At 65.5% G+C, this 13163-nt stretch carries 12 protein-coding genes; all 12 read right to left on the reverse strand.

The window, feature by feature from the left end; translation table 11 throughout:
* Positions 1 to 19: 19 nt before the first annotated feature.
* The gene (locus G6P88_RS06605; RefSeq protein WP_165322442.1) at positions 20 to 802 is read right to left on the reverse strand and encodes an SDR family oxidoreductase; all 783 of its coding nucleotides are present in this window, start codon (positions 800 to 802) and stop codon (positions 20 to 22) included.
* 19 nt (positions 803 to 821) lie between these two features.
* Positions 822 to 1592: an SDR family NAD(P)-dependent oxidoreductase gene (locus G6P88_RS06610; protein ID WP_165322443.1), complete on the reverse strand. Its 771-nt coding sequence runs from the start codon at positions 1590 to 1592 to the stop codon at positions 822 to 824.
* Positions 1589 to 1756, reverse strand: a complete 168-nt coding sequence (locus G6P88_RS06615; protein ID WP_165322444.1) for a hypothetical protein — start codon at positions 1754 to 1756, stop codon at positions 1589 to 1591. Before G6P88_RS06615 ends, G6P88_RS06610 begins: the two co-directional genes overlap by 4 nt.
* 10 nt (positions 1757 to 1766) lie before the next feature.
* A complete protein-coding gene (locus G6P88_RS06620; protein WP_165322445.1) occupies positions 1767 to 3170 on the reverse strand; it encodes a phenylacetate--CoA ligase family protein in 1404 nt (467 codons plus the stop codon).
* A gap of 3 nt (positions 3171 to 3173) precedes the next feature.
* Positions 3174 to 3593, reverse strand: a complete 420-nt coding sequence (locus G6P88_RS06625) for a Zn-ribbon domain-containing OB-fold protein (protein WP_165322446.1) — start codon at positions 3591 to 3593, stop codon at positions 3174 to 3176.
* A gap of 1 nt (position 3594) precedes the next feature.
* On the reverse strand, positions 3595 to 4752 hold the full coding sequence (locus G6P88_RS06630) for a thiolase C-terminal domain-containing protein (RefSeq protein ID WP_165322447.1): 1158 nt from the start codon (positions 4750 to 4752) through the stop codon (positions 3595 to 3597).
* Positions 4753 to 4754: 2 nt separating this feature from the next.
* Positions 4755 to 5552, reverse strand: a complete 798-nt coding sequence (locus G6P88_RS06635) for an enoyl-CoA hydratase/isomerase family protein (protein ID WP_165322448.1) — start codon at positions 5550 to 5552, stop codon at positions 4755 to 4757.
* Positions 5549 to 7174, reverse strand: coding sequence for a class I adenylate-forming enzyme family protein (locus G6P88_RS06640; protein WP_206335886.1), 1626 nt, complete (start codon positions 7172 to 7174; stop codon positions 5549 to 5551). The genes G6P88_RS06635 and G6P88_RS06640 overlap by 4 nt, the downstream gene beginning before the upstream one ends.
* Positions 7175 to 7378: 204 nt before the next feature.
* Entirely contained in the window at positions 7379 to 8521 is a 1143-nt protein-coding gene (locus tag G6P88_RS06645; protein ID WP_165322449.1) for an amidohydrolase family protein, read from the reverse strand.
* Positions 8522 to 8615: 94 nt separating this feature from the next.
* Positions 8616 to 9842, reverse strand: a complete 1227-nt coding sequence (locus G6P88_RS06650) for an MFS transporter (protein ID WP_165322450.1) — start codon at positions 9840 to 9842, stop codon at positions 8616 to 8618.
* 137 nt (positions 9843 to 9979) lie between these two features.
* Positions 9980 to 10777 (reverse strand): SDR family NAD(P)-dependent oxidoreductase, encoded by a 798-nt coding sequence (locus tag G6P88_RS06655; RefSeq protein WP_165322451.1) that lies wholly within the window; start codon positions 10775 to 10777, stop codon positions 9980 to 9982.
* Between the two features lie 25 nt (positions 10778 to 10802).
* Entirely contained in the window at positions 10803 to 13106 is a 2304-nt protein-coding gene (locus G6P88_RS06660) for a TonB-dependent receptor (RefSeq protein WP_165322452.1), read from the reverse strand.
* Between the last annotated feature and the right edge of the window lie 57 nt (positions 13107 to 13163).

Below are 13163 nucleotides of genomic sequence, written 5' to 3' on the forward strand. Positions count from 1 at the left end.
CAACATCCCTCCTCTTTTATCAGATGATCGACGCGCCCCCGTCGACCACCACGACCTGTCCCGTGATGTGCGCGCCTGCATTGGAGGCGAGCAGAAGGGTCGCCCCCTTGAGATCGTCATCGCAGCCCAGCTGACCGCGCGGCGTGTCTCCCCGCAGCTCTTCTCCATGCTTGTCGAGGACGTAGCCCGTCAGCTTCGACGGGAAATAGCCGGGTGCGATCGCATTGACGCAGATGCCCTGCGCGCCCCATTCGGCGGCGAGCGCCCGGGTGAAGTTGATCAGCCCACCCTTGCTCGCATTATAGGCGATGGTGCCGATCATGCGCGGATGGTGCCCCAGCAGCCCCTCGACCGATGCTATGTTGATGATGCGGCCCCAGCCACCGGGCAGCATGAAGGCTTTGCCAACCGCCTGGGCCAGCAGGAACGGCCCGGTCAGGTTGACCGCCAGCAGCTTGTTCCAGCCGTCGAGCGGCATCTCTTCGGTTTTCGAGCCCCAGGACGTGCCGGCATTGTTGACGAGGATGTCGACCGAGAGCCCGGCGCCCTTGATCGCCTCGACCACGCGGGCCGGTTCGTCGTGCTTGCCCATATCGGCGGCGATCGCGATCGCTTCGATGCCAAGACCGGCGAGATGCGCTACGGCCGCGTCAAGTTCGTCCTGCTTGCGCGCGGTCAGGATCACCTTCGCGCCGAACTCGCCCAGCGCCTCCGCCATGGTGAGCCCGAGCCCGCGCGAACCGCCGGTTACGAGGGCGGTGCGGCCGGTCAGGTCGAAAAGTGTCTTCAGCGGGGTCGACATCGGCAAAAAGTCTCCAGGGTCATCCGGCGGTGTAGCCGCCGTCCACGAACAGGGTCTGGCCGGTCACGAAGCCGGACGCGGGCGAAGCGAGGAACAGCAGCGCGCCCATGAGGTCCTCGACCTCGCCGAGCCGGCCGAGCGGGGTACGATCGACCACGCGGGCGTAAAGCTGTGGCTGGGTGCGGACGAGTTCGCGGTTCAGGTCGGTCACGATCACGGTCGCGCCCAGCGTGTTGACCGTGATTCCCGCGCCCCCGAACTCGAAGGCGCAGGCCGCGCCGAGATTGGCGAGCCCGGCCTTGGACGCACAATAGGCGCCCCGGTTCGCCATGCCGCGCCCCGACAGGATCGAACCCATATTGATGATCCGGCCATAGCCGCGCTCGATCATCGCCGGTGCCACCGCGCGGATCGCATGGAAGGCGCCCATCACATTGACCTCGACGACGCGCGCGAAGTCTTCGGGCAGCACGTCGAGGACCGACTGCGGGTTGGTAATGCCGGCGTTGTTGAACAATATGTCGATGCGGCCTAGGTCGCGCACCACCTGCGATGCCGCCTCGACCATCGCGGACGGGTCGGACACGTCGGCCTCGACGATCATTACGCGTCGCCCAACCGCCTGCACTGCCTCGGCAGCCGCCTCGAGCTTCGTGCGATTGCGTGCGACGAGTGCGATGTCCGCGCCTGCTTCTGCCATCGCGAGAGCGCCTGCGGCGCCGAGGCCGCCGCCGCCGCCGGTCACCACCGCGACCTGGCCGGTCAGGGCAAAGCGCTCGATCCCCTTCACGCTGCCCGTTCCGCTTCACCGCCGCGCAGTTCGATCAGCGCGGCGATGCGTGCGCGCAGATAGGCATATTGCCCCGCCATCAGCGCGTCGTCGGTTTTCTTCAGCTGGTCGGCCAGCGCCAGCATGTCGGCCAGCAGCGCGTCCTCGTCCATGACAGGCGCCATATCGTCTCTCCTACAGCCGGTAACCGTCTTGCCGCTCGTCGCTCCAGCGGCGCGCCTTGTAGGCGAAGCCCTGGAACTCGGAGCGCGGGACTTCGCACACGTCCATCCAGACGTTGCTGCGTTCCTTGATCGCGGCGCGGACCGACTGGACCAGCCGCCCGCGCTCATCGGCCGACAGCCCGGCATGATGCTCGGCCACCGCGATCCTCACCTCGATCTCGGTCTTGCCGTCGCGCGTGTAGACCCGGCCCTTATATTCGCCGACCTGGGGATGGGCGAAGACGGCGGCATCGATCATCGACGGCCAGACATTGTTGCCGCGGATCTTCATCATGTCGTCAAAGCGACCGATCGTGCCGCATTCGATCGCATTCCAGGCGCCGCCGCCGGCCTCCTGCCATGGCACGAAGCGCGCCGCGTCGCCCGTCCGGAAACGAACGGTCGGGCTGCCCTCGACCGAGAGGTTGGTGACGACCATCTCGCCCTGCTCGCCCGGCTTGACCGGCTCGCCGGTCACGGGGTCGACGATCTCGATCAGATGCTCCCATTCGAACAGCCGGATCAGTCCGCGAGCGCCCTTCTCGTCCACCACGCCGGCCGAACAGGTCGAGCCGCCGAAGCCGTTGAGCTGGGTGCTGCCATAGCCTTCCTGCAGCCGGCAGCCCCAATAGTCCTCGATCTTCGCGGCCCATTCGGTCGGATAGCCCTCCGCCGCGATGAACAGGCCGTGCATGTCGGGAAAGGCTTCGCGCGGCACGATGCCGCGTGCGACCAGCGCCTCGGTCAGCGTGTGGAGATAGTTGGTCGAAGCATAGATGAAGTGGACCCCGCCCAGCTTGAGCATCAGGTCGATCTTGGCATCGGTGGAAAGGTTGCCACCGACGTGGAAGCCCGTAGCGCCGACAATCCGCAAAGCCTCGCCCGGCCCCCAGCCACCGGTGGTCATGCCGCCGGCCGGAACGCAGTTCAGCGCGGTATCGCCCTTGCGCAGCCCCGCCATGAACCACGGCAAAGCGTGGAGATAGCCGAGGATGTGCACGTCGCGCTGGGTGCGGCCGTAAATTTCCTGGCCCTGACCCGACGTGCCGCTGGTCATGCTGATGTGGACGACTTCGTCGCGATCGACGCCGAGGCGCGTACCGAAGGGCGGCGCGGACTGCTGGTCCTTGAGGAAATCGGCCTTGGCCGAGGTCGGGAAAGTCTTGCGAAAATGGTCGAGGCTGGTGATCCGGCCGTCGACGATCCCGCCCTCCGCCATCTTCGCACGATAGAAATCGCTCTTCGCATGAAGCCGTTCACAGAGCGCCCGGACCTTGCGCAACTGATAGGCTTCCAGCTCCTCGCGGGACATGCCCGCGAAGCGCTTCAGCAGCGGGGATGCGGCGAAGGGATCGGCGATGGCCGGCGACGCCATGGCTCAGCCCTCGACGGGACGGAAAGCCGGCAGCGTGATCTCTGCCGTCGCACGGTTGAAGACGATCTGGACCGGCATGTCGGCGCGCATGTTCTCGGGTGCCACGCCAACGATGTTGCCGGTCATGCGGCATCCCTCGTCGAGCGTGACGAGCGCCACGATATAGGGAACATCGTCGGCATAGATGTCGCGCGGGACGGGATGGCGCACGACGATCCAGCTGAAGACCTTCCCCTTGCCGCTCACCTCGACCCATTCGGGGCGCTCGAGCGAGCCCGGGCAGAAGGTGACGGGCGGGAAGAGATGCTCGCCGGTCGAGGCGCAGCGCTGGAGCATCAGGCGCCCCTCGCGCATGCCGTCCCAGAAGGGCGTGCTTTCGGGATCGGGAACCGGCAGGGGCTTGGCATAGGCGGTGTCGGACATGTCAGTTCCTCAGGATCATGGCGCTGCCGCAGGTCATCGCGCCTGCGGTGGTGAGGGCGATCTCCGCCCCCTCGATCTGGCGTTCGCCGGCAGTGCCGCGCAGTTGCTCGACCGCCTCGATCACATGGTTGAAGCCGTGGATATAGGCCTCCGAGAGAAGCCCTCCATGGGTGTTGACCGGCAGTTCGCCGTCGCGCGCGATGCGCCCGCCCATGACGAAGGGGCCGCCCTCGCCTTCCTTGCAGAAGCCGAGCCCTTCGAGCGCCATCAGCACGCTGTAGGTAAAGCAGTCATATATCTCCGCGACGTCGACATCCTTGGGGCCGATGCCCGCGCTGCCCCACAGATCGTCGGCCAGATATTTGAAGCAGTTGTGCGAGTGGCTCGGCCAGCGGATCGCATCGAACAGGTCGTCGCCCTGGCTCGGTCCGCCGCCATAGGCGCCGCCCATGATGAAGACCGGCTTCTGGCGCAGGTCCCGCGCATGCTCCGCCGAGGTGATCACGACCGCGCAGGCGCCGTCACTCTCGAGGCAGATGTCGTACATGCGGAAAGGATCGACGATCATCCGCGAGTTGAAATAATCGTCCTTGGTCATCGGCGTGCGCTGCATCGCGCGCTCGTTGAGCAACGCGTTGGCTCGGAAGGTGGTCGCGATCTCGGCCCAATGCTCCTCGGTGGTGCCGTAATCGATCATGTGGCGACGCGCCCACATCGCCATCGCCTGCGGATAGGTGATCCAGCCGAGCGGTGCGGTATATTGCGTCACGCCATAGGCCGACATGTCGCGCCCGCCGCCAAGGCGAAAACCCGAGCGACCGTTCATCGCGCGGAAGCAGACCACATTCTTCGCCAGCCCTGCTTCGATCGCGGCGGCCGCAGCGAGGGTGATCAGGTTCGCGCCATTGCCACCTGCGGCATAGTCGACCGCATAGCCGGCATTGACGATGCCCATCTCGGTCGCGACGCCGATCGCGGGAGCGCTGTCGTTGAAGTTGAAGCTGACGATCCCGTCGATGTCGCCGACGGTCAGGCCCGCATCCTCGATCGCCTTGAGGCAGGCTTCGGTCGCAAGGCTGCGCACGGTGCGGCCGGAGAATTTGCTATATTCAGTGTTGCCGATCCCGGCGATCGCATATTTGTCGCGCAGCTTGTACATGGTCAGCTTTCCTTGGGCGCGCCGAACCGCGGCGCGCGCTTTTCCTTGAAGGCAATGAGGCCCTCGGTGGCATCGGGCTCGGTGGTCGCGTAGCGATGGACGAAGGCGATCTCCTCGCGCAGCCCTTCCTCATAGGGCGTGTCGAGCGTCATGTTCGCGAGCCGCTTGGCGCCGGCCAGGCCGACCGGGCTCTTTGTCTCCATGCCTGCGATCCACTGCTTCGCCTCGGCGATCAGGTCGGCATCGGCCGCAACCTTCGTCACGAGGCCCCACGCCTGCGACGTCGCGGCATCGAGCAATTCGCCGGTCAGCATCAGATGTTTGGCGCGCAGCAAGCCGATGGCGCGGGGAAGGCGTTGCGACCCCCCTGCGCCCGGGAGCTGGCCGAAGTTCAGATGCCCGTCGCCGATGCGTGCGCTCTCGCCCGCGATCGCCATGTCGCAGGCGAGCAGCAGTTCGATGCCGCCCGCGACGCAGACGCCATTGACCGCCGCGATCCAGACTGCCCGCGCTTTCTCGATGCCGACGAGCATGTCGTAAAAATCGTCGAGGAAAGCCTGGAACTCGGCCGGCTCGCGGTAGAGGCGGATATAGCCGTCGAGGTCGCCCCCAGCCGAGAAGCTGCGACCGGCGCCGGTCAACAGGACGAAGTCGATGCCCTCGCGCGCCTCGATCTCTGCGACCGCGCGCTTGAGTTCCTTGACCGTGGACCAGTCGAGCGGATTCAGCTTCTCCGCACGCGACAGCGTCAGCAGCGCGGTGCGGCCTTCATAAACGAGGGTGAGGTTCTCGTAGCTCATGCCGGCACCGCCCAGCGCTTCTTCGCGTCGTCGGTCAGCGCGCCCTTGGCGACCTTGCCGCCGGAAGAGCGCGGCAGTTCGTCCATCAGGACCAGATATTCGGGGAACCATTCACGCGACACGCCACGCTCCGAAAGATGCGCGGTCAGCTGATCGAGCGTCAGTTCCTGCCCTGCCCTGGGCACGACATAGACGCAGACGCGCTCACCGAAGACGGGATCCGGGGCAGGTACCGCCGCGACCAGCGCCACGGCGGGATGGGTTGCCACCTCCGCCTCGATCGCGGGCGCGGACAGATTCTTGCCGCCACGGATGATGAACTCCGACGTCCGGCCGACGACACGCAGATAGCCGTCCGCATCGACGTCGACGATGTCGCCCATCAGCATCCACCCATCAGGGGTGAACAGCTTGGCGTTGGCCTCGTCATCGTCCCAATAGCCGAGGCAGGTGGCCGGACCGCGACAGGCGGGCTGCCCGCTGCCCTCGACCTCTGCGCGCGTGGCGGGATCGAACAGGCGGACCTCCATCTCGTCGATGATGCGTCCGGCGGTCTTCAGCCGATGCTCGCGGCTGTCGCTCGCGGTCGTCCGGCTGAGGGCGCCCGTCTCGTTCGAACCGTAAAATTGCAGGACCGCCGCACCGGTGACTTCCTCGAACTCGGCGGCACGCTTGTAGGGCACGGCCTCGCCGCCTGTGAACATCGCGCGGAGCGACGACAGGTCGCGCGGGCGCTCGGCCTGTTCGTTGAGCAGCATGATGAACTGGGTAGAGACGCAGCACAGCACCGTGACGCGCTCGCGCTCGATCAGGTCGAGCGCGAGGCCGGCATCGAAGCGCGGCAGGACGACCGTCGGCACGCCGAGCGCGGTGGGCGAGAAATGCGCGGTCCACAGCCCGAAGCCGAAAGGCGCGGGAACGGCGCCCATGAAGACCTCATCCTCGCCGAAGCACCCGGCTTCGGCGGCGAGCTTATGAAAATAGAACCAGCGATTCTGCGTGTGCATCACGCATTTGGGCATGCCGGTGGTGCCCGAGGTCGAATTGATCAGGAACAGGGAGTCCGGATCGCCTAAGGGAAAACCGGCCGTGTCGACCGGAGCTGCCACGATCCATTCCGGGTTGGCGATCAGGTCCGGTACCGCGAGCCACTGCGACAGGGGAGCCCCCTGCCCGCGCACCGCTGCGACGAGTTCTGCGATCGACTGGTCGCGCATCCGGTCGTGGGCAATCAACAGCCCGGCACCGGTGCGCTTGAGAAGGTGCGCGATCTCCGCGATGCCTGCGCGGGCACCGATCCCGACCGCCACCATGCCGGCCCGTTCGACGCCGAGTAGAGCGGCATGGACGGCCGGTCCATCGGGCAGGATGACGGCGACGCGCGACCCGGGCGGCAGGCCGCGCGCCAGAATCTCCGCTGCGATGCGGTTGCCCGCCTGATCATATTGGAGCCAGCTGAACCGCCCCTCGGGCGTGACATAGGCATCGGCATCGGGCTTCGCCTGCGCGAGGTCGGCGACACGGCGCGACAGCGTTAGATCGCCCCACCAGCCGGCGGCGCGATAGCGCGCGGCAGCCTCCGGATCGGCGCGCCCGCTGCGGGCGACCTCAAGCGGCTTCACAGCAATCCCTCCTGCCCCTCGTCGTCTGTAAATTAGGTATCATTGCCATGATGCGAGCCGTCAACCGGCCAGTTCCGTTCCGATCGGAAGGTACCCAAGTGCACGATCTGCGTCGTGCTTCCGGGCCAGCTCGAAACGAACTCTGTGTGGCGATCGACCGGGCTGGCGGAGGACAGCACCTCCGCCAGACCCGGCCCGACATCGTCAGGCAGCCGCCAGCTTCGGGCGGGTTTCGACCTTCTCCGCGGCCGGGAACTTGTACAGCTTCTCGGCATTGCCATGCAGGATCGCGGCCTTGGTCGGCCCCGGAACGCCAGCCATGGAGGCCTGAATCGTACGCCAGCTGTAGGGATAGTCGGCGCTGATGTGCGGATAGTCGGTCGACCACAGCACCCGCTCCGGGTTCATATAGCTGAGATTGTCGAGCCCGAAGCTGTCGGTCATGTAGCCGAAGTAGAAATGCTCATCGATATATTCGGACGGCAGACGCTTCAGGCCGAAATGGCTGACCTTTTCGAGGCGCTGATAATTGTTGTCGATCTGCTCCTTCACGTAAGGAACCCAGCCGAAGTCGACCTCGGCAAAGGCAACCTTGAGGTTCGGGAAGCGATCGAACACGCCGTTGAAGATGAACTCGATGCAGCGATTGGGCGCATCGAAGAAGCGACCATAGCCGGGCAGCTTCGCCTTGTGGGGCGACGGCTTGTAGATGCCCAGCGCAACGTGAATGTTGAAGCTGACGTCACGCTCGTGGATCGCTGCCCACAGATAGTCATGCTCATCAGTCATGACGGTGGTGCCGGTCGGATAGGCCTGCGACATCACCGCGCGCATGCCGGGGCGACCGAGCACGCGGTCCATCTCCTCGACCGCGACCTTCACACCACCACGGTTGGGGATGTAGACCAGACCGCAGAAGCGGCTCGGGTCATAGGCCACATATTCGGAGACCCAATCGTTGTAGGCGCGGACCAGCGCGAGGTGGAATTCCTCGTCCTCGACCAGGGCAATCGCTGCCTGGATCGAGGGGGTCGGGTACATCACCTCGGCGGTGACGCCGTCGCGGTCCTGCTCCTTGACGCGCTCGGCCGGATCCCAGCCGCCCTTGCGCATATCCTCGAAGCGCATCCACGCCTTCACTTCCTCGGGCGGCAGGCCGGCACAGGCGTTCCAGCCGAAATTGCGCGGGCCGTCCAGCCCTTCGAAAATCCAGCCATCGCCTTCCGGAAAACTCTCCATACGAGGCGCGCGGTCTTTGAATTTCGCGGCCACGCGCTTCGTGAACAGGTCGCCCGGCTCATTGAAGTGACTGTCCGCCGAAATCAGCCTGCTGCTACCCAAAGGCATCGATTCATCTCCTGTATTAGCTATCTTATATAAGATAGAAAAAATTGATCTGAGTCAACCGCGTCCGCCCTTCGCGTATCGGCATCGCAGCGAGCTAGATTCCGCGCGCGCTCCCCCGAAAAGCGAGCGTCCAGGCGCCGATGAAGGCAGCCACCAGGATGAGCGCCGCCCCGACCGCGACGAAGGTCGCGTGGATCCCCAGATTGAGGCGGATCGGTGCGGTGAGGATCGGGTTGAGAAAATGGCCGAGGAACAGCGAGGACTGTACCAGCCCGATCGCCGAGCTGCGCTGTGACGGGCTTACCTTGTCGAGAAAACGGTTGAGGAAGAAGGGCATGGTCCAGCCGGCGCCGATCCCTTCGATCACCACGCACAGCAGGATCAGCTCATAGGTCGGGACCAGCCCCGCCCCGATGAAACCGCTGCCCATCAGGATCGCCGCCGCGACCAGCGTCCAGGCGCCGAGGCGCGCGTAGACGAAGCCGAAGCCGAAGGCGGCGACGATCGACACCGCCGAACTGAGCGCCGGCACCCGCGACACCAGCACCGCGCTGGTGACGCCATTGTCACGCAGCAGGAAGGGCATCTGGAAGGACGGCATGGTGTGCCCGATCGACATCACCAGCGACAGCAGCAGCAGCGGCCACAGCTGCCAGACCGAGAAGCTCTCCCCGCCCTTCGGCGCGCGCTCGAGATGGATCGGGCGATCGAAGGCGACGAAGGCGAGCAGCAGCATGAAGCCGGGGAGAAGGAACATGATACCCGGCGCGCGCCAGCCGTAATTCTGGGCGAGCCAGCCACCAAGCAGCATCGTCGACACGGTCCCGATCGACGAGATCGCCTGGCGATAGCCGATCAGCTTCGACCGCAGCGCGCCGGCGAACTGAGCGGCCAGGATGCTGGTCATCGCGACATCGGCGACGACAGCGCTGAATCCAAGGACGAATCGGCTCGCGAGCAGCAGATAATAATTCTGGACGACCAGTTGCATGAGCCCGGCGACGGTGCAGATACCGAGCGACAGGAACATCGTGTTGCGCAGGTTGCGGTTCGACACGACGAGGCCCGCGAGCAGGCCGGACAGGGCCATTCCCACGGGCGCCAGCGTCACGACGAACTGCGCGCTGAGCACGTCGTCGCCCTGCCCGCCGAACTCCTTGGCGATCAGCTGGAGCGCGGGGACGACGGTGGTGAACGCCAGGGCGGACTTGATGCCCCCCGTCAGCAGGATGAAGATGACGAGCGCACGTCGCCACGCCGGCAATTCGGTCGCGGGCGCCGTTGCCGGCGTATCACTCACTATGCCCCCGACCGCGGCCATGGCATCCCTCCTCATCCTCTATTTTCAGACGATAGCATCGCCGCATCCGGCGAGGCTTCGCTTTGGAGCATTCCTCCATTGCCGAGCCTGCATCATTGGCGAGCGGGCCGGCAAGCGGTTCGGCTTTGCCGGAAGCGTCAGCCCAGCGTCAGACCGCCATCGACGGTCCACACGGCGCCGGTCACGAACGATGCGGCGGGGCTCGCGAGGAAATGGACGACGCGAGCGATCTCGTCGACCTCGCCCGGCCGCATCAGCCCCTTGGTGAGCGGACGGACATTCTGGGCACCGGGCGGCATCAGCGCGATCTGCGCCTTGACGGCGGGGGTCAGCACGGGTCCGGCGGCGATCGCATTGACGCGTACGCCGACTGCGGCGAGTTCGATCGCCATGACGCGGGTGAGCGCCTCAAGCCCGGCTTTGGAGGACGCATAGGCTGCCTTGCCGGCGGTCGAGTGGATCGCCTGCACCGATCCGATGCTGACGATCGCCCCGCCCTTCTCCGACGCCTGCATCCGCCGCGCCGCCAGCTGCGACAGCCGCGCGACGCCCTTCAGATTGACGTCGAGCAGCATGTCCCAATGCGCCTCTTCGAGGTCGAGAATCCCGCCAGAGGGGAAGAGGCCGGCCGCATTGATAAGCATGTCGATCGGCGCCTCGCCGAGAGACGTCGCAATGGCAGCCTCGACGCCCTGCCAGTCGGTGACATCGGCCACGACATGCCGCGCGCCTTCGATGGCACCAGCCGCCGCCTCGACAGCCTCGGCGTTCCGGTCGAGCAGAACAATGCCCGCCCCCGCCTCCGCCAGATGCATGGCGACGCCATGACCGATGCCGGACGCACCGCCCGTCACCAGTGCCGTCTTCCCGTCGAGCCGGCTTGTCTGCGCGAGCGACGCCGGAGCGGCGCCCGATGAAGTCTTCAACTCGTCCATCGCGCGCCGCTCCTCGCCTTGGGGATCAGAGCTCGATACCGAGCGCGGCACCGAAATAACGCGGGCGGCTATAGGTGCCGGCCATGATCGCGCCGAAATCCGACGCAAAGGTGATGAAGCGGTTGTTCGACAGATTCTCGCCGAAGACCTGGGCGCGCATCTTGCGATCCGCCGCCATGAACTCCCAGATGATCCGCGCGCTATAGTTGGATTCCTTGCCATAGAGCGGAACCTGCGCCGTGTTCGGCGCCTGGGCGATCAGAGTGTAGGTCGGCGAATTGCTCTTGCCGTCATAATCACCACGGATCGTGAAGGTGCCTGCCTCACCTGCATCGAACTTGTACTGCCCGCCGACATGGTAGGTCCAGTGCGGCACATTGGCGAACTCGGCCTGCGAGGCGACATTGGTCGGCACGCCGGCGACGGCGAGGATGTAGCGCTTATATTTCGGGCGGACGTGCCCGAGATTGGCATCGAAGCGGAAATCGCCCAGCGCGACCACGGTCTCGACTTCGAAGCCGCGATACTGTGCCTTGCCCGCATTGGTCAGCTGGTTGGTGTTGGTCTGGATGTTGTAGCCGTTGACCTGCAGATCGTCATAATCGGTCTGGAAGGCCGAGAGGTTCAGGCGCAGGCGACGGTCGAACAGATCGCTCTTCAGGCCTGCTTCGTAGCTGATCGCCGTTTCCGGATCGAACGGCAGCGCGCCGACGGTGGGTGCGTTGTAGCCCCCCGACCGATAGGCCGACGAAGCGCGGCCATAGACCATGACCTGCGGCGTGATCTGATAGCTCGCCGAGCCGAGCCAGCCGACATTGTCCCACTTGTCCTTGCGCGACTGCGACAGGGTCGTCGTGGTCGTCGTCGTCTGGACCGACGATGAGTTCAGCGTCTTCTTGTCCTCGGTGTAGCGAAGGCCACCGACGATCTCGAGGCGGCCATCGGCGAAGGACGGCTTCCACCCGACCTGCGCGAAGCCCGCATAGGATTTTGAGTCGATCGAGTAGCTGGTCGAGCGATTGAGCCGGACCGCGACGGTCGGCGAGATCGGCGAGTTCAGGATCGTGGTGATCGTCTCGTCGACCTTCTCGTCATAATAATAGAAACCGACCAGATAGTTGAAATCGCCGAGCGTGCCGAGGAACTGGAGCTCCTGGGTGAACTGCTTCTGGTCGCCAGGATTGTTCGGGGTAACATGCGCGGTGACCGGCTCGAGATTCTGGCCGGGCACGACGGGGTTGGCGACGATGCCGCGCGTCGAGCCGCCGCCGATATTGCCGCGCAGATTCTGGTCGATGCGCTGATAACCGGTGATCGACTTGATCGAGAGCGCGTCGCTGACATCATAGTCCAGCGTGAACGCGCCGCCATAGGTCTCCACCGCCGACTTGCCGTCGGTGCGCGGGTCGCGGACCGAGAAGTCGCGCGGGCCGACACCGATCGGATAGGCCGGGCCGAAATTCTGCCCCGCATTGCCGAAATAGGCACGACCCACGGTCGACGCCGCCAGCGCCTCCCAGCCGGTGTAGGAGATGATCTTGTTGTAGCGACCGCGCAGGTCGAGCGTCAGCGCGCCCATTTCGCCGCGGATCGCCCCGCCGAAGCCATAGCTGTCGAGCGCTCCGCCCCACTTGGCCTTCGAATAGCCTGGCGCCTCGACCCAACCGTCGCGGCTGTGCGTCTGCGCGGACAACTTCACCGCGAAAGGCGAGCTGCCGATGCGGCCCAGCTGGGCGATCGCCGAGGCGACGATCTCGTTGCGCGATCCATAGGAAAAGTCGGCCTTGAGGCCCGCTTCCTCGGTCGGGTTGCGCGTGTTGAGCACGATCGCGCCGCCCGTCGTGTTGCGACCGAAGAGGGTTCCCTGCGGCCCGCGCAACACTTCGACGCTCGCGATGTCGGGCAGGTCGAAGGTGTTGCCGCTCGGGCGCGGCGTGTAGACACCGTCGACATAGACGCCGACCGCCGGCTCGACATAGAGCGCCGTGGACAACGTGCCGATGCCGCGAATGTAGATCGCCGGGGCATTGCCGCTGCCGCTCGCCTGGGTGACGCGCAGGCTGGGCGCCAGCTGGGTGAGCCCCTCGATCCGGACGATGTTGAGCGTCTGCAGCTGCTGCGAGGAGATCGCGCTGACCGACAGCGGGGTCTTCTGCGCGCTTTCCGACACGCGGCGCGCGGTAACGATGATGTCTTCGATCTGACCCGCTGTCAGCGGTTCGGCCGTATCGCCCGCATTCTGCGCCTGAGCCGGAACCGCCGCGATGAGCAGCGCCCCGAAGGCCACACCCGCGCGAAAGAGATCGCGAGCCGCGATTTGCCTCAACATTCTGCATCCCCTCGGATTTATGATTTCTGCTGGTTCTACGGCAGCTTGCGATCAGAA

The sequence above is a fragment of the Rhizorhabdus phycosphaerae genome (assembly GCF_011044255.1).
Lineage (GTDB): Bacteria > Pseudomonadota > Alphaproteobacteria > Sphingomonadales > Sphingomonadaceae > Rhizorhabdus > Rhizorhabdus phycosphaerae.